Origin of the sequence: Bacteroides celer (assembly GCF_002632415.2) — a bacterium.
GTDB lineage: Bacteria > Bacteroidota > Bacteroidia > Bacteroidales > Bacteroidaceae > Bacteroides.
In genome coordinates, this window is the sequence record NZ_CP178209.1 from 3334133 (window position 1) to 3360079 (window position 25947).

A 25947-nucleotide genomic window follows, 5' to 3' on the forward strand; every position below is an offset into this window, starting at 1 on the left:
AAAATATAAGACACCCGTAAATTGAGTATTACTATCCTATAATATTTCCAACGCCATCGGACAATGATCGGAATGTACGGCCTCATTCAGGATATACGCCCGTTTCAACAGCGGGCGTACCGGCTCACTAACCATGCAATAGTCAATTCTCCAACCCTTATTTTTGGCACGCGAATTAAAACGATAGCTCCACCAGGTATATTCCTGTTTTTCGGGACAAAGCGTACGGAAAGAATCCACATATCCCGCAGACAGGAAACGCGTCATCCATTCCCGTTCTTCAGGAAGGAAACCGCTGTTGGTCGCGTTCCGGACAGGGTCATGAATATCAATCGGCTCGTGACAGATATTATAATCGCCGCAAAGAATCAAGTTGGGACGAGACTTCTGCAACTCCATCACATACTTTTGAAAATCTTCCAGCCACACCATTTTAAAAGCCTGGCGTTCGTCCCCGCTCGTTCCCGAAGGGTGATAAACACTGACTACCGATAAGTCTCCGAAATCCGCCCGGATAAAACGTCCTTCATTATCATAAGCCTCCATTCCCATCCCATATTCCACATGGTCCGGTTCCTGCTTGGTAAGTATGGCCACTCCACTGTATCCTTTCTTCTGCGCCGAATACAAATAAGACTTGTAACCCAACGCTTCAAACACCTCTCCCGGATACTGGTCCGGTTGCAGTTTCGTCTCTTGCAGACAAAGAATATCAGGATTCTCCTGCGCCAGCCATTCCGGCAAACCTTTAGATACGGCAGCACGTAATCCGTTCACATTATAAGTAATAATCTTCATCGATCTATATATATTGATTTATATTCATTTTATGAAAACAAAAGCATGATATTCAGTACCGAAACAATAATGGCAATCGAATACAACACAAACGTGCTCCAACGACTATTGACATAATCTCCCATCACCTTTCGGGAAGACGTCAGTCCCACCTGTAAAAATACCGTGAAAGGTAATTGAATACTAAGTATCATCTGCGAAATAATCAATCCTTTGAAAGGATCTCCAATAAAGAAAATCAGCAATAAGGCAATTCCCAGAGATAAAAGGACTCCTACCTGCGAATGGCTGTCTTTGATATGATACGATTCACCGAAAATACCCGCAAAGATGGAACCTGCCGCCATTCCGCTCGTAATGGTGGATGAAATACCCGCCATCAGCAATGCCAGTGCAAATACGATGGCAGCATTACTTCCCAACAAAGGTTCGAGCAATGACTTAGCCTGTTGCAGTTCCTCTACCTGAATACCGCTTTTAAAGAAAGTAGCGGCAGCCAGAAGAATCATGGCACTGTTAATCGCCCAGCCGACAATCATAGAGAAAAGAGTATCAAACAACTCATATTTCAAGACCTTCTTAATAGAAGCATCATCTTTCTTATTATATTCGTGACTCTGTATCACCTCCGAATGAAGAAACAGATTATGAGGCATCACTACCGCTCCCAACACACTCATGATAATCAGCATACTTCCTTTCGGAAAAGAAGGAGTCACCCACCCTGCTGTCGCAGCCGGCCAGTCTATTTCCACCAGAAACAGTTCGTAGATAAACGAAAGCCCGATAACAGAGACAAATGCAATGATGGAACGCTCTATCTTCTTATACGAATTAGTGAAAAGCATGATAGAGACAAAAAGCGTAGTCAACACAGCTCCCCATATAATAGGAATATCAAAGAGCATTTCCAACGCAATGGCACCTCCCAGAATTTCCGCTAAAGAAGTAGAAATCGACGCCAATACCGCCGTACCAAGAATAGGTCGCGACACCCATTTGGGAGTGTATTTAGTGGCCGCCTCCGAAAGGCAAAGTCCGGTAACAATCCCCAGGTGGGCAACGTTGTGCTGAAGCACAATCAGCATAATAGTGGACAATGTAACCACCCAAAGTAAGGAATAGCCAAATTCGGAACCGGCGGCGAAATTAGAAGCCCAGTTTCCCGGATCAATAAATCCTACCGTAACCAGAAGCCCCGGACCAATATATTTAAAAACATCCAGTCCACCCAGATAGCGTTTATGATCTTTGCGTTTTAAGTCTTGAAAAATATTCTTCATTTTTGCATAATAGTTTTAACCTTACAAATATACTTATAAATAACGAGTGAAGGTCAATTTTAGTTCAAAATACCGACAAGTAAGTAAACAACACCCGGATACCCCCCCCTATGGATTCCCGCAAAAAAAGACCCTCGACAAAATAAATTGCCGAAGGTCTTGAAAAATATCAAATTTTACAAAAATAAAAGAAGTCGATTAATATCCCATCTCATGTAATGCACGACACAATTGGTCAGGACATGAAGTCGGTCTGCCACCACAATGCACTCCTTCAAGTTTTGCGATAACATCCGCTACCTTCATTCCTCTCACAAGGCGGGAAATACCTTGAAGGTTACCATTACATCCTCCCCAGAAAGCAACTTCTTTCACCACTCCATCTTCCACATTCAGTTCGATGTTGGTGCTGCAAGTTCCCTGGGTTCTATACACATATTCCATAACCTTGTCTTATTCTCCCTCTTCCGGCTGCATATTGGTATAAACAGTCTGCACGTCGTCAAATTCTTCCAAACGTTCGATCATCTTATCCAATGTTTCGCGCTGTTCCGGAGTCACCTCTTTCATGTCGTTCGGGATATAAGTAAAGTCTCCACCGACATCTTCAAAGCCACACTCCTCCAGGTGTTTCTGAATAGCGGCATAGCTCTTGGGATTACCATAGATAGTGATTGTTCCTTCTTCATCATCCTCTTCGTATTCATCTTCCACATCATAATCGATCAGATCCAGAATCAGTTCTTCCATATCCAATCCGTCTTTCTTCTTGAAAGTGAATACACATTTGTGGTCGAACAGGAACGCGAGAGATCCCATTGTACCGAGATTACCGCCAAACTTATTAAATACCGAACGAACGTCAGCCACCGTACGGGTTGTGTTATCTGTCAGCGTATCCACAAATACAGCAATACCGTGAGGACCGTATCCTTCGTAAGTCATGCTCTTGTAGTCGCTCTGGTCTTTACCCATTGCGTTTTTGATAGCACGTTCAATATTATCCTTCGGCATATTTTCACGCTTACAAGTAGCGATCACCGAACGCAAAGTCGGGTTATTTTCAGGTTCCGGACCGCCTGCCTTTACAGCTATCGCGATTTGTTTACCCAGTCTTGTAAATGTTTTAGCCATGTGGCCCCATCTTTTCAGTTTAGCGGCCTTTCTATATTCAAATGCTCTTCCCATTGGTTTATATTTTTAGATTGAAATTTTAAGTTTATCTAAGTTTGGCACCCAGCTTATCTTCCAAGTTCTTCACCAGCTTCGACATGATCTTATCAATCATCTTATCATTCAAAGTCTGGCTCTCATCCTGAAGCAGGAAGCTCACCGCATACGACTTCTTGCCTGCTTCCAGATTCTTACCTTCGTACACGTCGAAGAGTTCCACTTCTTTCAACAGCTTCTTCTCTGTTTCGTAAGCAATCTTTTCGATTTCGGCAAACTGCACATTCTTGTCAAGCAACAATGCCAGGTCACGTTTCACAGCAGGGAACTTGGAGATTTCCTTGTAGCTGATCTTCACAGAACGGATAGCTTTCATCAGCTCCTTCCAGTTCAAGTCGGCAAAATACACTTCATTGTCGATATCAAATGCTTTCAACAGCTTCTTAGTCACGATACCGAAGGAAGCAAGACGCTTACCACCCTTCGTATTGACAGAAAGTGCGGCAGCAAAAATATCGTCCGTCAGATTACCGACAACCAGATTGTGCAAATCCAGTCCCAGACGCTTCAATATATTTTCTACATAAGCCTTCAATTCATATACCGAACTGTTCTCATCTGCATGTGCCCATGAATTGGAAACCTTCTTACCGGTTACCCACAAGCCCAAGTGATAATCTTCCGAGTAAGGAGCCAATACCTTCTCTTCATTCTTCTTGTCAGCATCGAAATGATAGCAATTACCGAATTCGAAGAACTTCAAATCAGCGTTCTTACGATTGGCGTTATGAGCAATGCTTTCCAGTCCGCCGAACAGCAAAGTCTGACGCATAGCGTTCAAATCCGCACTCAACGGATTCAATAACATCACCAGGTGGTTGGACGGATAAGTCTCCATACCATCATAATAAGCAGCACGCGTCAATGAGTTGTTCAGGATCTCATTAAATCCGCAGCCCACCAATTGCTCTGCAATCAGGTTCTGCAATTTATTCGATTTATCATGTTCACCTTTGGTAGTCAGGCTGGAGTTCAGTGTAGTCGGGATTTCAACATTGTTATATCCGTAGATACGAAGAATATCTTCAATCACGTCACAATCACGCTGCACGTCTACACGATAAGGAGGAACAGCTAATGTCAGCCCTTTCGCCGTTTCATTAGTGATCTTCATTTCCAGGCTGGTCACAATGCTCTTGATTGTCTCTACCGGAATTACTTTTCCTACCAAAGAATGTACTTTCTCATAAGCCAGATCAACTATAAAATCGGGTGCAGGAGTAGTGAACACGTCTTTTATTTCAGAAGAAATCGTACCGCCAGCCAGTTCTTTAACCATCAAAGCAGCCAGTTTCAAGCAATATATCACACTGTTCGGATCGATACCGCGTTCGAAACGGAAAGAAGCATCCGTATTCAAGCCATGACGGCGGGCTGTCTTACGCACCCATGTAGGATGGAAATAAGCACTTTCAATGAATACATCTGTCGTAGCTTCCGTAGAACCGGAGTCCAGTCCGCCGAATACACCGGCAATACACATGGCCTCTTCCTTGTTACAAATCATCAGGTCGCGTTCGTTCAATTTACGTTCCACCTCATCCAGCGTAACGAACGGGGTTCCTTCCGGCATTGTCTTTACAATTACTTCATTGCCTTTTATCTTTCCGGCATCGAAGCAATGCAACGGCTGACCGAAAGCATGAACGATATAATTAGTAATATCCACTACATTATTAATAGGACGCACCCCGATCAGACGCAATTTATTTTGCAGCCATTCCGGACTTTCCTTCACAGTGACACCTTTCACCGTAACACCGGCATAATGCGGACAAGCTTCGCTGTTTTCCACCTTCACTTCAATATTCAAGTCATGGTTTTCCACTTTAAAGCCGTCTACCGACGGACGTTGCAAAGTAGCCTGTTTGCCGTTCTGAATCAGATAAGCATACAAGTCACGAGCCACCCCATAGTGAGAGCAAGCATCCGCACGGTTAGGCGTGATGTCCACTTCAAGCACATAGTCGCTCTTGATATTATAATAATCCTTGGCAAGCGTACCCGGAACAGCATTTTCCGGCAATACGATAATACCTGCATGATCCGTACCGATACCGATTTCGTCTTCGGCACAAATCATACCAGTAGATTCCACCCCACGGATTTTTGATTTCTTGATGGTAAAACATTCGTCACCGTCATAAAGTTTTGTACCTAAAGTAGCTACCACCACTTTCTGTCCGGCAGCCACATTCGGGGCACCACAAACAATCTGTACCGGTTCACCGTCTCCCAGATTGACAGTAGTAATATGCAAATGGTCAGAATTAGGATGTTCCGTGCAGGTCAGCACTTCACCGATCACCAGTCCTTCCAAACCACCTTTAATGGTTTGCACTTCTTCTACACCACCTGTTTCCAAGCCAATAGACGTCAACGCAGCAGCCGTTTCATCGGGCGTCAGGTCGAAGTTGACATACTCTTTCAGCCAGTTATAAGAGATATTCATATATTTAATTTTTTATTGTTTCTCAAAAAGATTTGCAAAGTTAATAAGATTTTTCGGTTGGCGGAGAACGATTTAAGATAAAAATGTGAAGAGAGGCTAAACAACCCTTGACAAAAGGGTACAAAGAGACAGAATTTACGTAAGTGAAACAAAATTATTCCATTAAAATGTTAAATCCTCTAACACAAGTTGCGTATCCAGTCCAAAATCCTTATATTTGTTAAATCCGGTATCGGCGTAACCTTGCAAAAAGTTTGTTACCCCGGATCATCACTCGAGGAGAATCTTTCACATATTACCTCCTCATTATCATCTATTTTTATAAAACTCATCATAAAATATGCCTATGAAATTGATTATTGTATCGAACAGACTACCATTGACAGTAACCCAGAAAAATGATAAATATAAAATTACCCCGAGCGCGGGCGGATTGACTACCGGACTTGATTCACTGGAAACTAAGATGGAAAAGCATTGGGTCGGTTGGCCCGGCATACATTTTGAGAATGATATTGCCCAAATCAGAATAGAATCTCAATTCAGGAAGCATCAATTCCATCCGGTTTATCTTACTCCGGATCTCGTTGAAAACTATTACGAAGGTTATAGCAACAGTATCATCTGGCCCTCCTCTCACTATTTTTTTAGTTATGTGCAGCACAAAGATGAATATTGGGAAGCCTACAAAGAAGTGAACCAGTTGTTCTGCGAAAAAACCCTCGAAATATTCGAACCCGGCGACATCATCTGGGTGCAGGACTATCAATTAATGTTACTCCCCGGCCTGCTTCGCAAAGTCATTCCCAACGCCTGTATCGGTTATTTCCATCACATTCCTTTCCCTTCCTACGAGTTATTCCGCTGCCTTCCCGAACGTTCAGAAATTCTCAAAGGACTGTTGGGTGCCGATCTCATCGCTTTCCACACTCATAGTTACATGCGTCACTTTATTAGTGCGATCTATCGTATTCTTAAACTCGACTGTGTGTTCGACGAAATTTATGTAGAAAATCGGGTCATCAATGTCGATGCTTTCCCGATGGGGATCAATTACCAACAATTCCATGACGCTATACAAGAAGTTAGTATCAAACGAAAGGCAGATAAATTTAGAGAGAACTTCGGTGCTGGAAAACTCATCTTGTCGGTAGATCGGCTCGACTATACAAAAGGCATTTTGACACGGCTACAAAGTTTCGACAAGCTATTAGCCGACTGCCCACAATATCGGGAGAAAGTGTCGTTAGCCATGATTGTCTCTCCTTCTCGAGATAGTGTTGAACGCTATGCCCATCTCAAAGAAGAAATAGACAAAGCTGTGGGTTCCATCAACGGACAATATTCCACATTGGGTTGGCGACCGGTCTATTACTTCTACCGCTCCTTCAAGTTCGAAGAACTAGCCGCTTTGTACAATATAGCCGACATTGGGCTCGTCACCTCCTATCGCGACGGGATGAATCTCGTGGCCAAGGAATACGTAGCTTCTAAGCAAGGCAAACAAGGGGTACTCATTCTCAGTGAGATGGCCGGTGCCGCCATTGAACTGCACGATGCCATCATTGTCAACCCTAACAACATCAACGAGCTAAAAGAAGCCTTTGTGGAAGCGCTCGAGATGCCCGAATCTCTTCAGGCGAAAAACCTTGAAAAGATGCAAGCCGTCATCGCTAAGCAGAATGTGGGCAAGTGGGCCAAGGACTTTGTGCAGGAGCTCTTTGAGGTGAGAGATAAGAACCTGCGTTTGCAGGCAAAGATCATCAAGGATTTTCGTTCCAACCCGGTCAAGCAGGCTTATCGCTGGGCGAAAAAGCGATTACTTATTCTCGATTATGACGGCACGCTTTCTGCGTTCTTCAGTGATCCAGCGGCTGCATCACCTACTCCCGAGGTGCTTCAACTCTTGCGCAACCTCTCAAGTGATCCGCTGAATAAAGTGGTGATTTGTAGTGGTAGAGACCGCCAGACGCTCGACGAATGGTTTGGCGACCTTCCCATTGGTTTATCGGCCGAGCATGGCACGTTCTATAAAACGGATGGAGAATGGCACAGCAAGGCCCATAATGACGAATGGGACAGCGAGATTATGGAGATCATGCAACGCACCCAGGAGAAGACACCGCACTCCAAGCTGGAGAGCAAGGAGACTGCGCTCGTTTGGCACTATCGCGACGTAGACGTATGGTTGGCGGAGATGCGTGCCAATCAGTTGATCAACGCCTTGGTGCTTCCCTGCATGCGTTGCAATTTACAAATCATGAAAGGCAACAAGATTGTCGAGGTGAAGCATAGCGATTGCAATAAGGGAAGTGAAGCTTCGCGCTTGATGGAAGAAGATAAATACGACTTTGTGTTGGCCATCGGAGATGATACCACGGATGAAGATATGTTCAATGCCTTGCCGGCAACGGCCTTCACCATTAAGGTGGGAAAAACCTCGCAGGTGGCACGCTACAATCTTCCCGAACAGTCGCGAGTGGTTCCGTTCCTTAGTCGCCTAAATGGTTGAGCCGAACCTTTCATTATTTAATTACATCAATTTATAAACGATTCAATATAGCTTTATGAACAATTTAAATTACGGCGTTGTAGGTAATTGCCGCACGGCCGCACTCATATCAGAGGGAGGAAGCATCGACTGGTTGTGCTTTCCCTCTTTCGATTCCCCTTCTGTGTTTTCCAAACTCATTGACGATGAGCATGGAGGTAGTTTCACCCTTCTCGTTTCGGCGGACTATCGCTGCAAGCAGACCTATGTGAAAGAGACGAACATTCTTCGCACGTTATTCGAATCGGAAGAGGGAAGCTTCGAGGTTTTCGACTTCATGCCTCGCTATCGTACCATTAATTTCGGACATCATTCGCCCCCGGAGCTTTGCCGATACATTCGCCCCATTGCGGGCACACCGCGCTTCAGGGTGCAATATAATCCGGTGATGAACTACGGAAAGGAGAAGGTGAATCACCTTATCTTTAAAGACTATATCCGCAGCTTCTCGCAGGAAGATGGCAACAATAATATGTATCTCTATTCGAGCCTCGATTTCAACCAGATTCTCGAGAGTCGGGAGGTGGAGTTGGTTCAGGAGGAGTTCTTGCTACTCTCCTACTTCCAGAAGTTGGAGGTGGTAGACATCAAGCGGATGTACGTGGAATATCAGCGCACTAAGGTCTACTGGCTCGACTGGAACAGTTCTTCGCTGAAACTGAACAACTACTCTAACCTAGTGGCGCGTAGCTTGCTCACACTCAAACTCATGTGCTACGAATATTCCGGTGCCGTCTTGGCAGCGCTTACCACCAGTCTGCCCGAAACCATCGGTGAGGTACGCAACTGGGACTACCGTTTCTGCTGGATTCGCGATGCTTCCATGTCCATCGAAACCCTCTCCAAGATGGGGCATAAATACACCGCTTGCCGTTTTCTCACCTTCATCAAGCGATGTCTCCGCTCTAAGGGAGACTCCTTCCAAATCATGTATGGCATCAATGGCGAACGCAAACTCACCGAGGAGATTCTTCCGCATTTGGCGGGCTACGAAGGTTCGCTTCCGGTGCGCGTAGGCAATGCGGCCTATGATCAGAAGCAGAACGACATCTTCGGCTATTTGATGAATATCATCGATTACTATTTCCTCAATTTCCCCGGCACTGTGGGCGAGAAAGAAGAGATGTGGGAAGTGGTCCGGATCATTGTGAAAACGGTCTATGGCATCTGGCGCCTACCCGATAGGGGCATTTGGGAGATCAGGAATGAAGAGAAGCATTTCGTCTTTTCTAAGGTGATGTGCTGGGTGGCGCTCGATCGTGGAGTGAGAGTAGCTTCCTACCTCAAGCAGCCCGATTATGAGGTGGCGTGGCGAAAAGAAGCGGATAAGATAAAAGAAGATATTATGCTCAATGGATGGAACGAGGAGATTCAGAGCTTCACGCAGTCGTATGATAGCACGCATGCCGACTCTTCGCTACTACTCATGGCGCAATACGGTTTCATTGAGCCCACGGATCTGCGGTTCATCAACACTGTACACCGCATTCGGAAAGAGCTCTATCACGAAGGGTTGATGTATCGCTATCGCAATCGCGATGACTTTGGTCACCCCACTTCCGCTTTCACCATTTGCACGTTTTGGTTAATTCAAGCTCTCCATGAGATTGGAGATAAGGAAGAAGCAAAAGAGATCTTCGACGAACTCCTTTCACATGCCAATCATGTGGGGTTGTTCAGTGAAGACCTCGACTTCAAAACAAAGCGCCTACTTGGAAATTTCCCTCAGGCCTATTCCCATTTGGCGCTCATCAATACAGCCCGCATCTTTGAAGAAGATGACGATTGATTTTAGAAAGGTAATGGTCCGTCCCCAGGTCCACCGAATGGGTTGCCGCTTTGAGGCACAAAGTCCGGTTCGGGCAGTGGGGCACCGTTTCCTGTATTCCCCGCATTACCTGTATTCATTTTCGATCCTAACATAGCTCCTGCAGGCTCGCCCGGCATCGGGATCACCATATCGTCCTCCGGATTAGAGAAACGGGTAAACTCACCCTTAAAGCGGAGCAACACCTCGCCTACCGCACCGTTACGATGCTTGGCGATTACAATTTCCGCCATACCGCGCAGGTCATTACCACGATCATCCTGAAATATCTTATAGTATTCCGGACGGTGGATAAAGCACACCATATCGGCATCCTGCTCGATGGCTCCCGATTCACGAAGGTCACTCAACTGCGGTCGTTTACCGTCAATACCTTCACGACTTTCCACACCACGATTCAACTGTGACAGTGCGATAATCGGAATACTCAACTCCTTCGCCAATCCTTTCAACGAACGGGAAATGGTACTAACCTCTTCCTGACGACTACCAAACGCCATCCCACTCGCATTCATCAACTGAAGGTAGTCAATGATGATGATTCGCACCCCATGTTCGCGTACCAGACGACGCGCTTTGGTTCGAAGTTCAAACACAGACAGAGACGGCGTATCATCCACGTAAAGCGGTGCATCCATCAGATTCTTCAGTTTATAGTCCAGTTGTTGCCATTCATAATTTGCCAACTGCCCGCTTTTGATTTTCTCGCTCGGAATCTCGCAGACATTCGCAATCAAACGGTTCACCAACTGAACGTTACTCATTTCAAGCGAGAACAACGCCACCGGGTTCCGGTAATCCACCGCAATATTCTTAGCCATTGAAAGAACGAAAGCAGTCTTACCCATAGCAGGACGGGCAGCTATAATAATAAGGTCGGAATTCTGCCAACCCGAAGTCATCTTATCAAGTTTCGTGAAACCACTCTCCAGACCACTCAAACCATCGGTTCGAGCCGCAGCTTTCTGAATTAGTTTATAGGCTTCGTCAATCACCGGATTGATCTGCGTATAATCTTTTTTCATATTCTGCTGTGAGATCTCGAAAAGCTTACCTTCCGCTTCCTGCATCAAGTCGTCCACGTCCAGGGTCTCGTCAAACGCTTTACTCTGGATATTGCTCGTAAACGTTATCAACTCACGCGCCAGCGATTTCTGTGCAATAATACGGGCATGGTATTCAATATGTGCGGATGAAGCCACTTTACTACTCAATTGAGTAATATAGAAGGGACCTCCCACCTCTTCCAAGTCTCCGCGTTTACTAAGTTGTTCCTTTACAGTCAGAATATCCACCGGTTTCTGGTTCACCGCAAGGTCGACGATAGCAGAATAAATCAACTGATGCCGGCGTTCGTAAAATGATTCGGGACGAAGAATTTCACTCACCAATGAATAAGCGTCCTTTTCAATCATTAAAGCTCCCAAAACTGCTTCTTCCAGTTCAGGCGCCTGCGGCTGAATACGACCATAATCATTTACCGGTTGTATTTTAGTAGACTTTGAATTGCGGGTATTTCTTTTCTGTTCGGCCATCGAGATATTTACTATTTTACGATTTACTATTTATTATTTTACGACTGGACAGACTCTATTATCACATTTATCACGGAATTCTTCCAGTCGAGACGACAAAGATAGAATATAATCACGAAGAATGAATAAGGAAAAATGAAGATTTTAGTAACTTTGCTCCCGATTCACATTATCCAGCTATGATTAATTGTAATGTGAAGCACTGTAAATAGTAAATAGTAAAATAGTAAATAGAAATATGATTGCTTTTCCCAATATCAAAATAAACCTGGGACTTTCCATCACGGAAAAACGCCCGGACGGATACCACAATCTGGAAACAGTTTTCTATCCGGTGGCTCTGGAAGACGCACTGGAAATCCGTACCTCCCCTAACGCTGACCGAAAATTCACTCTCCACCAACATGGAATGGAAATAGCCGGTAACCCTGAAGACAATCTGGTAGTAAAAGCCTATTTATTGATGGATAAGGAATTTCATCTCCCTCCTATCGAAATCCACTTATACAAGCACATCCCTTCAGGAGCCGGACTGGGAGGAGGATCATCGGATGCCGCTTTCATGCTAAAGTTGCTCAACGATCATTATCAGCTGGGAGTATCCGAAGAACAATTGGAAGTATACGCTGCCACTTTGGGAGCAGACTGCGCTTTCTTTATCAAAAACAGACCGATATTTGCCGAGGGAATTGGAAACATCTTCTCCCCGGTCGAACTTTCATTAAACGGCTACCAAATCATGATTATAAAACCGAATGTTTTTGTTTCCACCCGGGAAGCCTTTTCAAACATTCATCCCCATCGTCCGAAATATCCGGTTAGGGAGGCAATCCAGCGTCCTGTACAAGAATGGAAGGATACGTTAATCAATGATTTCGAAGCAAGTGTATTCCCGCAACATCCCGTCATTGGAGAAATCAAAGAAGAACTCTATCATCAAGGAGCAATCTACGCATCCATGAGCGGCTCCGGCTCATCCGTATTCGGGCTGTTTGCTCCCGGATTCGTCTTACCGGAAATTGATTGGGGAACTGACATGTTCTGCTTCAAAGGCACATTATAAGAATAACCTTATATCCCCAGTATTATATTAGCGTCAATATTCAGTTTCCGGCTCATTTCACGAGCTACTTTCAATGTAGGCTCACATCTTCCTGTAAGATAATCACTAACACGAGAAGGACTTACGCCAAGCAGTTCCGACAACTTAGCTTGGTTTATTCCCATCTCGTACATTCGTAGTTTCATGACATCAACCAAAGATGGAGACTTGATAGGATAATGTTCTTTTTCATACTCCTCTACAAGTCCTGACAATAAATCTAATTCTATAAGATTTCTGTCCGTCAAAGGAGTATCATCATCTACCAATGGAAGAAGTTCTTCTATTCTTTCCATTGCAGCCATATAAGCTATTTCATTTTGAATCTTTGCCATAACTATGCATTTTTAACATCTAACTTATCATAATCAGCATGAGTACCAATAAAGCGAATCAGCACTGTTTTTATAGTGAACTTAATAACAACTACTAACCGATAATTGTTACCTCTAATATTAAACACATAATGTTGGTTACCTACGTTATCAACACTATTGAATGTTTTTTTCATGTCAGCAAAGCAAGTCCATTCCGCTCTTTTTGTTTTATGATACCACTCTTCAAGTGCTACTTCAGCATCCGGATTATCAGTATAATAATCTATTATTTTACTCCTGGCTATTATTCTCATGTACTTTAGTTTATGCAAATGTAGCTATTTGGTTTTGAAATACAAAACATTCTATTATTTTTCAACAAAAAGCACTTGAAATATTCACCAAGCATAAACACAAAAAACGGTACCACGACTCACGTCGTAGTACCGTCACAACACAAACACAAAATAAAACACGACAAAACTACTATGCAATCTTTCCTGTCTATGCCGGGGAGGCATAAGTACTATCTACGTATATTCGCATACTCATAAACAGCTTCAGGTCGATTAGCATCAATTAAACAAATCGCATGCACGATTTGTTTAAACTTTTATGTTATTTAAAACAAGTTTCTCTTTTATTGAATCCCTCTTTCACGGAGTTTCAGCTGCCAGTTCCATGCAGAGCGTAAAGTATCTTCTAAAGTTTCTACGGCTTTCCAACCCAGCTCTTTATTAGCAAAATCCGGGTTAGCCCAAACTTTTTCAATGTCACCTGCACGACGTCCGACAATCTGATAATTCAATTTTACGCCAGTGGCTTTTTCAAAGCCATTTATTAATTCCAATACAGAAACACCACGTCCTGTACCAATATTAAATACTTCTACTTTTTCTTTTTGTTTCTTTTCCAAGATACGACGGATAGCAATCACGTGTGCTTTAGCCAAGTCAACGACATTGATAAAGTCACGGATACAAGAACCGTCCGGTGTATCATAATCGTCACCAAACACGCTAAGTTTCTCACGGATACCGATGGCTGTCTGGGTCAGATATGGAATCAGGTTTTGAGGAACCCCGTTAGGCAGTTCACCCAGCAATGCAGTAGGATGCGCGCCAATCGGGTTGAAATAGCGCAACATGATCGCATTGATCGGAGCACCTGAAGCTACCGTATCACGAATAATCTCTTCATTGATCTGTTTGGTATTTCCATAAGGTGATTCCGCTTTCTTGATCGGAGCTTTTTCCGTTACCGGCAGCTCGTCCGGCTGACCGTATACTGTACAAGAAGAAGAGAACACAATACCTTCTACTCCATGTTTTGGCATCAGTTCGAGAAGGTTAATCAAAGAAACCAGGTTATTACGGTAGTAAAGCAACGGTTTTTGTACCGACTCTCCTACTGCTTTGCTAGCTGCAAAGTGAATGATTGCCTTAATTCCTTTATATTTTGCAAATACTGCATCCAGACCGGCAAAGTCCAAACAGTCCAGCTTTTCAAAAACTGGGCGAATACCGGAAACTTTCTCTATATTGTCAACAACGTCGGCACTTGAATTTGATAAATTATCGATGATGATTACTTCATATCCACTGTTTTGTAGTTCTACAACAGTATGAGACCCGATGTATCCTGTCCCGCCTGTTACTAAAATTCTTTCTTTCATATACTTTATAAAAAATGGTTAGTTTCTCGGCTTATTATTGTTTGAGTTACAAATATATGGAAATAAAATGGAATTGCAATAATCTGCCACAAATTTATTTGCAGAAAAGTAATAAAGGTACGATTGGGTGGCAATCAGGTACAAAAAAGAATTGGAAACTCCCACTTGTATGTCGCCACACAGCAGAGCTTCCAATCCCCTATTTAATTATCAACTGTAAGTCCTTACACCACGCCGGAGAATCCCATGAATGCCATAGCAAGCAAACCGGCGGTAATCAAAGCAATCGGAGTTCCTTGCATTCCTTTCGGAATTTTCACAAGGCTCATCTGTTCGCGCAATCCGGCAAAAAGCACCAGTGCCAGACCGAAGCCGATAGCTGTAGAAAACGCGTACACAACACCTGTCAGCAGATCATAGTCTTTCTGAATCACCAGGATAGCGACACCAAGAATACAACAGTTCGTTGTAATCAGCGGCAAGAACACACCCAACGCCTGATACAGAGCCGGAGACACCTTTTTCAGGATGATTTCCACCATCTGCACCAATCCGGCAATCACCAGGATAAATGTAATCGTCTGCAAGTATCCCAGTCCGAAAACATCCAGTACAAACTTCTGAATCAGGAAAGTGACGATGGTAGCGATGGTCAACACGAAAGCAACCGCAGCGCTCATACCCATCGCAGTTTCCACCTTCTTGGATACGCCCAGGAACGGACAGATACCCAGGAACTGCGACAACACGATGTTGTTTACAAAGATTGCCGAAATAAATATCAATATATATTCCATATTCTTTTCTTATTTAATTGAATTAGGCTTTCTTGAAACTGTTAATCAACGCAATGAGGTATCCCAAAGCGATGAAAGCGCCCGGAGCCAATACAAACACCAACATTCCATATTCTTCCGGCATGATGGTCAAATCGAAGATTTTACCGGTTCCCAAAAACTCGCGGACAGCACCCAGCAAGGTTAGGGCGATGGTAAAGCCAAGCCCCATACCGATACCGTCGAACATAGAAGCAACTGCGTTATTCTTGGCAGCGAAGGCTTCGGCACGTCCCAGTACAATACAGTTCACTACAATCAACGGAATGAAAAGACCGAGTGTAGCATACAGTCCCGGCACGTAAGCCTGCATCACCATTTGAAGCAAGGTCACGAAGGATGCGATCACCACAATAAACGATGGGATACGCACCATGTCCGGAATCAGGTTCTTTATTAAAGAGATCACCACATTCGAGCAGATCAATACGAACATGGTAGCCAGTCCCATGCCCATACCATTGATAGCCGATGATGTAGTACCCAATGTAGGACACATACCGAGCAGGAGTACAAACGTAGGATTCTCTTTGATAATCCCGTTCATCATTACTTTAAAGTTATTCATATCTGTCTCCTTTCTTATTTAGCACTGACTGAATCAGTTAGTTCAACTTTGATCGTAGCTCCCGTAGCAGCGTCAGCAGCATCTGCGTCCGCGCCTTTCGCTTTTTGAGAAGCACCGGTTACCCCGTTCACTTCCCCGCCTTCGGCCTTATAGGCTTGATAAGCAGCATTCACGGCATTCAAGAAAGCGCGTGAAGTAATGGTAGAAGCTGTGATGGCATCCACCGCTCCCCCATCTTTACTGACGGTCAACGGAGCTTCACCCGGATTCATACCCAAAATAGATTTCGTACTCTCTTCGTGAGATACTGCCTTTTCTCCTTTCGCAGGATCATACGCTCCGAACCATTTGTCGGCTTTAGAGCCCAATCCCGGAGTTTCCGTGTGAGCCAACAGAGAGTAGTTATAGATTTTTCCTTCGGCATTAAAGCCTACCAGCACTTTCAGTTCACCGCCAAATCCCATTGATTTAGCTTCAACAGCCGTACCTACAAGCTCTTCACCGTTCTTAGCCGGATAAACGATAAAGTCAACATTCTTCTTTCCGTCTTTCTCGCTGAAGATCGTATCGCTTTCCGCTACCGGATTATTGGTAAATTCGGGAAGAACCTTTTTCAAGGCCTCGTTCAGTGTCTTCGCGTTCGCTTCGGCAATGGGGCCTTTTGTCAGTTCATTTACATAAGCCAGCAACGCAACGGAAATAGCAGTCACTCCCGTAAGTACCAGCAACATATTCTTTAAAGATGATTCTAACTTTTTCATTTCTTCTTCGCTACCTCCCCAAAGCGTTTTGGTTTACAATAGGTGTTAATCAGCGGAGTGAACGCATTCATAATCAGGATGGCGAACGACATACCTTCGGGATAGGCGCCGAACAGACGGATAACTACCGTCAGCAGACCGATACATACACCATAGATCAGCATCCCTTTCTTACTCATCGGAGAAGTCACATAGTCGGTTGCCATAAAGACAGCACCCAGCATCAGACCACCGGAAAGCAACTGCAATACCGGAGAAACGTATTTTTCCGGATCTGCCAGGTGCATGATGCCTGCAAAGACAAACACAGTAGCCAGGATAGACACTGGAATATGCCAGGTGATGATTTTCTTCCAGAGCATATAAACGAGTCCGATCAGTAGAGCCAGCGCACTCACTTCACCCAAGCATCCGCCATTCTGTCCGATCAACAAGGTCAATGCGTCCGGAATCTGGCTTAAAGCGGCAGTGTCACCGTAAATGGCTTGCTTCATCAAGGCCAGCGGAGTGGCACCGGTGGTAGCATCCGTATAAGCGGTCAACTGTCCGACTACCGGCCAGCTGGTCATCTGCACCGGGAAAGAAAGCAGCAGGAATACGCGGCCTGCCAATGCCGGGTTGAAAGGATTGCAGCCTAATCCGCCGAAAGACATCTTACCTACACCGATAGCAAACAGTGCACCGAGGATGATAATCCAGATAGGCAGGTTAGACGGTAAATTAAATGCCAGCAACACACCTGTGATGATGGCAGAGCCGTCGCAGATGGTGGTGGTCGGTTTCTTCATTAAATATTTTCCGATCGCCCATTCGAAGAACAAACAAGCCGCAACGGAAGTAGCCGTGACAATCAGGGCACCCAGTCCGAAGAAATAGAGAGACACCAGAAAAGCCGGAATCAGTGCAATCAGCACGCCATACATATTTTTCTGTACGCTGTCTCCGCCATGAACGTGGGGCGATAGTGATACGATTAATTTATTTTCCATATTCGTTATTTTTTAGCTTGACGCGCACGAATCATAGCTCCTACTTTGCCTTTACCCAGACGACAATAGTCGAGCAGCGGACGGTTGGCAGGACAAGTGAACTGGCAAGAGCCGCACTCAATACAATCCATGATTCTTTCTTTTTCCATTGTTTCAAAATCTCCGTTTTCAGACAAGGCTCCGAGCAAGTACGGTTCCAGTCCCATCGGACAGGCACTCACGCACTTCGCGCAACGGATACAGGTTTGAGCTTCACCACGTTTGGCTTCCTTCCGGTTCATAATCAGGATGCCGGAACTGCCCTTCGCAGTAGGAACCTCGATATTTACGAGCGCCTTACCCATCATCGGACCGCCGCCGATCACCTTACCCGTATCTTCGGGCAAACCACCGCAAGCGTCAATCAACTGTTTCATCGGTGTACCGATACGGGCCAGGAAGTTGGACGGCTTCGCAACCGACTTTCCCGTCACGGTAATCACCCGTTCAAACAACGGTTTATTCTTCTGCACAGCTTCATAAACGGCAAACGCCGTTCCCACGTTCTGCACGACTGCTCCCGTAGAGATAGGCAACGCACCGCTCGCCACCTGACGTTTGGTGATCGCATCGATCAGTTGCTTTTCACCTCCTTGCGGATATTTCACCTTCAAGGGAACGACTTCGATGCCTGCATAGCTGGAAGCTACTTTAGTCATCAGTTCGATAGCATCGGGCTTATTATTTTCGATTCCGATAAATGCCTTGTTCACTTTCACCGCTTTCATCAGGATGGAAACACCTACCATGATTTCTTCCGCGTGTTCCAGCATCAGCTGATGGTCGGCAGTCAAATAAGGTTCACATTCTACGGCATTGATAATCACACATTCAGCTTTAAAAGAAGGAGGAGGACAAAGTTTCACCTGTGTAGGGAAACAAGCACCGCCCAGACCAACGATTCCGGCATCGGCAATTTTCTTCACGATCTCTTCTGCGGAAAGCTCACATTCCTTCACCAGTGTGGCGCTACGGTCGATTGTTTCTTCCCATTCGTCGCCTTCCACATCGATAAAGATAGCAGGTTTCGCATAACCGCTGGCATCGACAATAGTATCAATCTTCGCCACTTTACCACTGACCGAAGAGTGAATTGCCGCCGAAACAAAGCCGGCAGGTTCAGCAATCTTAGTGCCTACCTTTACCACATCCCCTTTCGCTACAACCGGTTTTGCAGGCGCACCAATGTGCTGCCCCAGCAAAATAACAGCCTTTGCAGGAACTTCCGCTGTGATAATAGGTTGATGTGCCGACAATTTATTTTCGTGTGGATGAACTCCACCAATTGAAAATGTCTTTAACATACAGTTCTGTATTTTATTCTGTTATTATTCTGTTACTTTCGGAGCTTCTGTAGCCTTCGGAGCAGCCGGAGCTTCTTCTTTCGGTTTCCGCGGCGGGAAATTCAACTCGATAATGGTATTCTGCGGACAGACTTCCACACATTTCCGGCAAGATTTGCACTTGTGCGGATCGATGTAAGCCAAGTTGTTCTCCAACGTGATAGCTTCGAACGGACAAGTCTTCACGCATTTGCCACAGCCGATACAACTCACCGTACAAGCCTTGCGTGCCACAGCTCCCTTGTCTTTATTCACACAAGAGATATACACACGGCGTGATTTCTTTCCTTGCGGACGGATTTCGATGATCGCCTTCGGACAAGCCTTCACACAGGCACCGCAAGCGGTACATTTCGCTTCATCCACTTCCGGAAGTCCTGTTTCAGGATTCATGTGGATGGCATCAAACTGGCAGGCAGCCACACAGTCACCACACCCCAGACATCCGTAACTACAACCCGTTTCCCCACCATAGAGCGAAGCGGCAATAGCGCAACTCTTCGCACCGTCGTACTGATTAATACGCGGACGATTCATACACGTTCCGTTACATCTTACCACTGCTACCATCGGTTCAGCTTCTCCGGCTGCAAGCCCTAGGATATCAGCAATTTGTGCCATGACAGGCTGTCCGCCTACGGGGCAGAATTTACCATCCAGCGAACCGGCTTTGACGCAAGCGTCGGCAAAGCCGCTACAACCGGGATAGCCACATCCACCACAATTAGCCTGGGGAAGCACTTCTCCCACCTGGGCAATCCGCGGGTCTTCATACACGGCAAATTTCTTGGAAGCCACATAAAGAATAGCGGCCAGCACGAGCGCTATAGCTCCCAATGAAATCACTGCAATCAGAATCAAATTCATAATGTTTTTAGTTATTTATTGGTTTTATAGTAAATGAAAATTGTTGTTTGAGTCGCGTTTTGTTAAGCCATAAAACGAAATAATAAGGTATAAGGACAGCCAGAGAAAGAAGAGCTGCATACAGTTCATTCTCTATCAATGCCATCAAAAGAAACAACGAAAATATAAGAAGTACGAAAGGAAGTACGAAAGCCAACACTACCGCCATCATGCCCATCGACGTTTCGCCGACCACCATCACCTTCTCTCCCACCTGATAGGAAGAAGCTGCGGTATCTATGATATCTATGATTTTGTCCTTACTATCCGCCGAGGAACAATGCCCCTTTGCGCTACATGCCGCGCAAGCCGATGTCTGGACAATCCTCACCGACAGATGAGAACCCTGTATGTTTTCCACAATACCTAGATGCTTTATAGTATTATTCGTCATTTTGCAAACTCCGCATTACAAATCGCGGCAAATTTAATCATTATTTGTGAACTACGAAGCATTCTCTCTTATTTTTTATACATAATAAATTGTTATTTTTTGTGTTTTCGTTATCGCACACGGGAAAGATATGGCTACTATTTGATATATTATACTAAAAAAGCAGGCGGGAAAATGTTTCCCGCCTGCCAATAAATCAAACTGCTAGTATAAAAAATGCATTCGTTACATCATTATTTAATTGAAATCTCCCAATCTGCAATCGTCCGAGTCTCCGCACTAAAATTAATCGCGACCTTTACCACCGGAAGCCCACAAAGAGCAAAACGATCTGCATATTGCTGCAAAGCAATTTGCTTCATGGCAGTCTCCGCATTTTGATTCAATTTCAGCTCTACCAGATAAAGAGTAGTCTTGGTGCGAAGCACCATGTCCACACGTCCTTTCAGCGTGTGCACCTCCACATCGGTATAAATGCCCAGCAATGAGAATATCACATATAGCATCTGCTGGTAATGTCCCTCATAATCCGTGTTGTCGCAATAAGGCACAGTGGAAAGAAAAGCCTGAAGCAGCTTCAAAGCCTCGTCCATATCTCCCCGCACAATGTTACGCGCTAAGTTACGCACCACACTATTCACCTCATGACTGTCACTCGTCACATAAGAGGGAATCAGGCTTTTCATCAGACCGACACGCACCTCTTTGTTTGGAATATCAAGCATATACGCGTCAAATTCCAAATCCGCACCCTTTATCGTAAGGTAACCGGCCTGATAAAGCAACGGCATATAATTAGTCGCCAACTCCAAAGGCACGTTAAAATCACTGGGAGACGCTTCCTCGCCACCAATTTCTGATGGCAACACAGCATATTTACGCAGCATCTCTATGATATAAGTGGGCGTGCCACTCTCAAACCAATAAGAGCCGATCTCTCCCAAAGCCATCGCCTTCAGCAAACTGAAAGGATTGAAAACGTCGGGCGACGGCCACGAAAAATGATAACCGTCATAATTTTCCTTCAGTCTGTCCAACATCTCCTCTGCAGTAATTCCCAACCGGGTAGCCAGATGCTTTACATCGGGAGCCATTTGAGTACGGAGTTCTTCAGCAGTGATACCGCAAATGGCAGCATAATCAGGCAGCATACTCACATTGGTGATATTATTAAGTTCACTGAACACGCTAAGTTGCGAAAACTTGGTTATACCCGTAAGAAAAACAAAGCGCAGATAAGGATCACACGCCTTTAACGGACTGTAAAAATTACGCATCACATTACGTAACTGTGGCAAATTCTTTTCTTCATGAACCACATCGAGCAGAGGAGCGTCATATTCGTCTATCAAGACAACCACTTTTTTACCGGTCTGCTTATAAGCACGTTTTATAAGTCCCTCCAGACGCTGATTCACATACAGTTCCTCTTCTACACGTCCATAAATCTCCTCGTATGCCATGAGTTTCAATTCCAGTTCCGCGTTCAGTTGCTCCCTGTCCACATGTTTAGCGGTACTCATGTCGAAGTGCAACACCGGGTGTTGTATCCATTCCTTCTCCAATGTCTCCATGGCCAGTCCCTCAAACAAATCCTTCCGTCCCTCGAAATAACAGTGAATGGTACTGGTAAGCAATGATTTTCCGAAACGTCGGGGACGGCTTAGAAACAGATAGCTGGAAGCCGAATGCGTCATCCGGTACACATATTCCGTCTTGTCAATATAGAGAAAATTCCCCTCACGTATCTTAAAGAAAGTCTGTATCCCGATAGGATATAATCTTTGCAAATCTTCCATATCAATCTTATTTTTCACAAAGCTACAAAAAAATTCATTCATAAAGACCGCAGGCGGGAAACTTTTTCCCGCCTGCAGCTTTTACTTTATCTGTTTTTCACCGTTCTCCTCTCTCCTCCTCTTTTCTTCTCCTGTATCGAAAATACATTCTCCTCCATTCATCCCAGATAACCCCGGCTTCCTCTTCATTGAAGGCATCCAGACAGCACTCCACCACTTTTACGTAATCACTCAATGGGCGTTTTGCCCCTTTTTTAAATCATTAAAAGTAGAGTGGCCGATGTGTACGCTCTTGCATATTTCGTCATTTTTCAAATCCGCACGCTTTTGCAACTCTCCTATGTAAACTCCTAAAGCTACATAAAAACCTTTTTCATTTTCCATTCTTTTTTATTGTTAAAATTAAACCGTAACGGTTAATTATTTTCACTTTCATCCCAACATGTCGGGACGATGTCTATTTTGCATTTACTAATTTTACGCCGTGTTTTGAAACACACCCATATTTTTTGCAAAAATAAATATTTTAACTTGAAATAAAAAGAAAATGATGTCAAACAACTACAGAATGTCCTATTTCATGCCACCTATCGCTCCTATCAAAGACAAACAAGGCCGACTGATGACTCCTCCCACACTTATCCCCTTCTGCGAAGTCTCCATCGAACAAGTTTTCCAAATGATTACTTGCAACGAGAATCTCAAAGCCCTGACCGAACAAGTACGCAACTCCGAAGATATACGAACCGCCAAAGCGTCATTACTACCGTATGTGACCCCCTGCGGCACATTCACCCGCCGTAGCAGTAAGGATTTCGTCTCCCCGTCTCACCTGGTGATAGTAGATGTGGACGGTCTCCACTCTTATCAGGAAGCAGTGGAAATGCGACGTATGCTCTATGACGATCCTCTCCTACAACCTGTACTCACCTTTATCAGTCCCAGCGGACTGGGTGTAAAAGCATTTGTTCCCTGCCATTATTCCTCCACGACAAATGATGTCCCCAATATCACAGACAACATGAGTTGGGCGATGCGGTACGTAGAGACGGCATACGGTACAGTTACAGCGGTTTCTTCCGAAAAGAAATCCAAAGTAGATTTCTCCGGCAAAGACCTCGTGAGATCCTGTTTCCTTAGTTACGACCCGGAAGCATTGTTCAGAACCACCAACAAATAATTCATAAATCATAAATCATAAATCCAAATGACCGATATTGAATCTTTATGCCGTCTCACCGAAGCAGTCGAAGCGGCAGGAGCGGACATTGCTCCCACTTATCTTGAATACGTACAATTGTCATTCGCCATCGCAACGGATTGCGGCGAAGCAGGACGTGACTTTTTTCATCGCCTGTGCCGGGTGTCTCCCAAATATCAGCGCGAACATGCCGAACGGGTATTCTCCAACGCACTCCACACCCAACGCGGAGAAGTGCACCTGGGCACCGCTTTCCACCTGGCCGAAGCGACGGGAGTCGCTATCAGCTATGTGGAGACAGTGGGGACAGTGAGGACAGCCCCTCAAATTCTCACACAGGCACGCGCGTTTAATAAGGTGGCAAATGAGGAAACAGACGAAGAAACGATCACAGAAGAAAAAGAAGAACTACTATCCGGTAGCGATCCGCAACACCCGCTCCCCACTCTGCCGGAAGCAAACTGGCCGAAACTCCTGCAGCGTATCATCAAAGTTGCGAAAAATGAGATTCAACGCGACATCATGCTGATGGGAGCATTCACCGCACTGGGAGCTTGCATGTCGCGCCACGTGCGATGCCTCTATGGCGGCAAATACTATTATCCCAGCCTCCAATGTTTCATCGTGGCGCCCTCTGCTTCCGGCAAAGGCATCCTCTCCTACCTCCGCCTGCTCGTGCAACCCATCCATGACGAGATTCGCGCGAAAGTGGCGGCGCAAATGAAGATCTATAAAAAAGAAAAAGCCGAATACGACGCGATGGGAAAAGAGCGGTCGAAAATGGAAGTCCCGCAAATGCCCCCTAACAAAATGTTCTTGATTTCGGGCAACAACACCGGCACAGGCATCCTACAAAACATTATGGACTCCGAAGGTACAGGACTTATCTTCGAGTCGGAAGCCGACACACTGTCCACCGCCATCGGATCAGAACATGGCCATTGGAGCGACACGCTGCGCAAAGCATTCGACCACGACTTCTTGTCCTACAACCGTCGCGGTAACCAAGAATATCGGGAAACAAAAAAAGTCTGCCTTTCGCTCCTGATGTCAGGCACCCCACTCCAAGTGAAAGCCTTCATCCCGACAACGGAAGACGGAGGATCCTCCCGCCAGTTGTACTACTACATGTACGGAATCGACAAATGGGTCAGCCAGTTTGTAGACGACGAAACAGACTGGGAAGAGGTATTCAACGCTCTGGGACTGGAATGGAAAAATCAACTGGACGTGATAAGGGAACATGGCATTCACACGCTACAGCTCACGAGCGGGCAGAAAAACGAAATTGACGCCGTCTTTTCGGAGTTGTTCGATCGTTCGAGCATAGCCAACGACAGAGAAATGTATAGTTTTGTGGCGCGTATGGCTATCAATTTGTGCAGGATCATGTCAGAAGTAGCCGTGTTGCGCGCTCTCGAACACCCGAATCCCTACAGCCTCCAAATTTCCTCCTCCTCCCCCTTCACACCCGACAAGTCTATTCCTTCGGACAACCGCAAGGACGGCATCGTCACCCGCTGGAACGTATCCATCTCGGCGGAAGATTTCCACGCCGTATTAAATTTGGCGGAACCTCTCTACTGTCACGCCATGCATATCCTGTCGTTCCTCCCCAACACGGAAGTCAGCCACCGCCCCAATGCCGACCGGGATTTCCTCTTCCAGCAACTGGGTAAGGAATTTACCCGCACGGAGTTGCTGGAAAAAGCAACAGCTCTGGGTATCAACAAAAGCACCGCCATCACCTGGCTGAAACGTCTCACCCGACAAGGCAAGCTAATCAGTGTAGACGGCAAAGGAAGTTACGCGCGTGCGTGTGTGTGTATGAGTGAAACGGGGAAAGTGTCCCCACTGTCCCCGCCTTCCTTGCTGTAATCGTTTGGACCGGTACACTCATTTTGATTACCGCATCCGTTTTTACTGCATAAAGCATCGCTTTAGGAGGTGTAAAGCTAAGCTTTAGACATCGTAAAGCGGTGCTTTATGCATCATAAAGTGCCGCATTATTTAAGGCTCTCCCAGGGCATCCACAATCACTCTCACCTCCAATGGTGTGAATGAACGTCGCTTTGATTCGTAGCCTAAGTCGTACAGGCGTTGCAGAAGTCCGGGACATAGAGAGATCCATTTCTTCATTTTTCGATAAGCGGCAATATCGGTAAGTTCCGGAGAATAGAGTTGCGCCAGCTCCATGCGCCCGTAGGCACGTATTTTGAATTCGTTCATAATGGATAAGTTTCTGATTTACAGTTACAAAAATAGCAAAATATTTCTACATAGCCAACGCTTTTTCATTGAATAATCGATCATAATTGCACACAACCGACAACAATCGTA

The 25947-nt window shown here is 45.2% G+C and carries 24 protein-coding genes; 5 read left to right on the top strand and 19 right to left on the bottom strand.

Annotation, left to right across the window (positions count from 1 at the left end; genetic code table 11):
- Positions 1 to 36: 36 nt before the first annotated feature.
- From CJF29_RS13570 to pheT, 5 genes are all read right to left on the bottom strand, one after another.
- Positions 37 to 798 (bottom strand): exodeoxyribonuclease III, encoded by a 762-nt coding sequence (locus CJF29_RS13570; RefSeq protein ID WP_004303567.1) that lies wholly within the window; start codon positions 796 to 798, stop codon positions 37 to 39.
- A gap of 29 nt (positions 799 to 827) precedes the next feature.
- Entirely contained in the window at positions 828 to 2081 is a 1254-nt protein-coding gene (locus CJF29_RS13575; protein WP_004295597.1) for an Nramp family divalent metal transporter, read from the bottom strand.
- A 198-nt stretch (positions 2082 to 2279) separates the two neighbouring features.
- Entirely contained in the window at positions 2280 to 2525 is a 246-nt protein-coding gene (locus CJF29_RS13580; RefSeq protein ID WP_004295596.1) for a TIGR03905 family TSCPD domain-containing protein, read from the bottom strand.
- A 9-nt stretch (positions 2526 to 2534) separates the two neighbouring features.
- Entirely contained in the window at positions 2535 to 3269 is a 735-nt protein-coding gene (locus CJF29_RS13585) for a YebC/PmpR family DNA-binding transcriptional regulator (RefSeq protein ID WP_004295595.1), read from the bottom strand.
- A gap of 31 nt (positions 3270 to 3300) precedes the next feature.
- On the bottom strand, positions 3301 to 5763 hold the full coding sequence (pheT, locus tag CJF29_RS13590) for a phenylalanine--tRNA ligase subunit beta (protein WP_074557039.1): 2463 nt from the start codon (positions 5761 to 5763) through the stop codon (positions 3301 to 3303).
- Between the two features lie 346 nt (positions 5764 to 6109).
- Between pheT and CJF29_RS13595 the strand changes: the two genes are divergently transcribed.
- Both CJF29_RS13595 and CJF29_RS13600 read left to right on the top strand, forming a co-directional pair.
- Positions 6110 to 8275 carry a bifunctional alpha,alpha-trehalose-phosphate synthase (UDP-forming)/trehalose-phosphatase gene (locus CJF29_RS13595; RefSeq protein ID WP_074557059.1) on the top strand — a complete coding sequence of 722 codons (2166 nt, stop codon included), beginning with the start codon at positions 6110 to 6112 and terminating at the stop codon, positions 8273 to 8275.
- Between the two features lie 55 nt (positions 8276 to 8330).
- Entirely contained in the window at positions 8331 to 10103 is a 1773-nt protein-coding gene (locus tag CJF29_RS13600) for a glycoside hydrolase family 15 protein (protein ID WP_074557040.1), read from the top strand.
- Between the two features lie 2 nt (positions 10104 to 10105).
- Here the strand turns inward: CJF29_RS13600 and dnaB are convergent, their stop codons facing one another.
- Positions 10106 to 11677 carry a replicative DNA helicase gene (gene dnaB, locus CJF29_RS13605; protein WP_074557041.1) on the bottom strand — a complete coding sequence of 524 codons (1572 nt, stop codon included), beginning with the start codon at positions 11675 to 11677 and terminating at the stop codon, positions 10106 to 10108.
- A 238-nt stretch (positions 11678 to 11915) separates the two neighbouring features.
- On the opposite strand from dnaB, the gene ispE reads away from it, so the two are divergent.
- Complete coding sequence (gene ispE / locus CJF29_RS13610) at positions 11916 to 12740, top strand: 4-(cytidine 5'-diphospho)-2-C-methyl-D-erythritol kinase (protein ID WP_074557042.1); 825 nt, start codon at positions 11916 to 11918, stop codon at positions 12738 to 12740.
- A gap of 8 nt (positions 12741 to 12748) precedes the next feature.
- Here ispE and CJF29_RS13615 read toward each other — a convergent pair whose 3' ends face one another.
- From CJF29_RS13615 to CJF29_RS13670, 12 genes are all read right to left on the bottom strand, one after another.
- Positions 12749 to 13114, bottom strand: coding sequence for a helix-turn-helix domain-containing protein (locus tag CJF29_RS13615; RefSeq protein ID WP_049702617.1), 366 nt, complete (start codon positions 13112 to 13114; stop codon positions 12749 to 12751).
- A gap of 2 nt (positions 13115 to 13116) precedes the next feature.
- Complete coding sequence (locus tag CJF29_RS13620; protein WP_049702616.1) at positions 13117 to 13410, bottom strand: type II toxin-antitoxin system HigB family toxin; 294 nt, start codon at positions 13408 to 13410, stop codon at positions 13117 to 13119.
- A 326-nt stretch (positions 13411 to 13736) separates the two neighbouring features.
- Positions 13737 to 14771: a UDP-glucose 4-epimerase GalE gene (gene galE / locus CJF29_RS13625; protein ID WP_004295588.1), complete on the bottom strand. Its 1035-nt coding sequence runs from the start codon at positions 14769 to 14771 to the stop codon at positions 13737 to 13739.
- A 224-nt stretch (positions 14772 to 14995) separates the two neighbouring features.
- Positions 14996 to 15568 (bottom strand): electron transport complex subunit RsxA, encoded by a 573-nt coding sequence (gene rsxA / locus CJF29_RS13630; RefSeq protein ID WP_004295587.1) that lies wholly within the window; start codon positions 15566 to 15568, stop codon positions 14996 to 14998.
- Between the two features lie 22 nt (positions 15569 to 15590).
- Positions 15591 to 16175, bottom strand: a complete 585-nt coding sequence (gene rsxE / locus CJF29_RS13635) for an electron transport complex subunit RsxE (protein ID WP_004295586.1) — start codon at positions 16173 to 16175, stop codon at positions 15591 to 15593.
- 14 nt (positions 16176 to 16189) lie between these two features.
- Positions 16190 to 16936, bottom strand: a complete 747-nt coding sequence (locus CJF29_RS13640; protein WP_004309218.1) for an RnfABCDGE type electron transport complex subunit G — start codon at positions 16934 to 16936, stop codon at positions 16190 to 16192.
- A complete protein-coding gene (locus CJF29_RS13645; RefSeq protein WP_004303572.1) occupies positions 16933 to 17925 on the bottom strand; it encodes an RnfABCDGE type electron transport complex subunit D in 993 nt (330 codons plus the stop codon). Before CJF29_RS13645 ends, CJF29_RS13640 begins: the two co-directional genes overlap by 4 nt.
- Before the next feature lie 5 nt (positions 17926 to 17930).
- On the bottom strand, positions 17931 to 19268 hold the full coding sequence (gene rsxC, locus CJF29_RS13650) for an electron transport complex subunit RsxC (protein ID WP_008998542.1): 1338 nt from the start codon (positions 19266 to 19268) through the stop codon (positions 17931 to 17933).
- A 24-nt stretch (positions 19269 to 19292) separates the two neighbouring features.
- Positions 19293 to 20174 carry a Fe-S cluster domain-containing protein gene (locus CJF29_RS13655; RefSeq protein ID WP_074636129.1) on the bottom strand — a complete coding sequence of 294 codons (882 nt, stop codon included), beginning with the start codon at positions 20172 to 20174 and terminating at the stop codon, positions 19293 to 19295.
- A 7-nt stretch (positions 20175 to 20181) separates the two neighbouring features.
- On the bottom strand, positions 20182 to 20607 hold the full coding sequence (locus tag CJF29_RS13660) for a SoxR reducing system RseC family protein (protein ID WP_004303573.1): 426 nt from the start codon (positions 20605 to 20607) through the stop codon (positions 20182 to 20184).
- 233 nt (positions 20608 to 20840) lie between these two features.
- Positions 20841 to 22406 carry an ATP-binding protein gene (locus CJF29_RS13665; protein WP_099145940.1) on the bottom strand — a complete coding sequence of 522 codons (1566 nt, stop codon included), beginning with the start codon at positions 22404 to 22406 and terminating at the stop codon, positions 20841 to 20843.
- A gap of 231 nt (positions 22407 to 22637) precedes the next feature.
- Positions 22638 to 22790, bottom strand: a complete 153-nt coding sequence (locus tag CJF29_RS13670) for a hypothetical protein (RefSeq protein ID WP_008022717.1) — start codon at positions 22788 to 22790, stop codon at positions 22638 to 22640.
- A gap of 166 nt (positions 22791 to 22956) precedes the next feature.
- Between CJF29_RS13670 and CJF29_RS13675 the strand changes: the two genes are divergently transcribed.
- Both CJF29_RS13675 and CJF29_RS13680 read left to right on the top strand, forming a co-directional pair.
- The gene (locus tag CJF29_RS13675; RefSeq protein ID WP_099145925.1) at positions 22957 to 23586 is read left to right on the top strand and encodes a BT4734/BF3469 family protein; all 630 of its coding nucleotides are present in this window, start codon (positions 22957 to 22959) and stop codon (positions 23584 to 23586) included.
- A gap of 27 nt (positions 23587 to 23613) precedes the next feature.
- The gene (locus tag CJF29_RS13680; protein ID WP_099145926.1) at positions 23614 to 25485 is read left to right on the top strand and encodes a DUF3987 domain-containing protein; all 1872 of its coding nucleotides are present in this window, start codon (positions 23614 to 23616) and stop codon (positions 25483 to 25485) included.
- 132 nt (positions 25486 to 25617) lie between these two features.
- On the opposite strand, the gene CJF29_RS13685 is transcribed toward CJF29_RS13680, so the two are convergent.
- Complete coding sequence (locus CJF29_RS13685; RefSeq protein WP_004297475.1) at positions 25618 to 25836, bottom strand: DUF4248 domain-containing protein; 219 nt, start codon at positions 25834 to 25836, stop codon at positions 25618 to 25620.
- Positions 25837 to 25947: the final 111 nt, after the last annotated feature.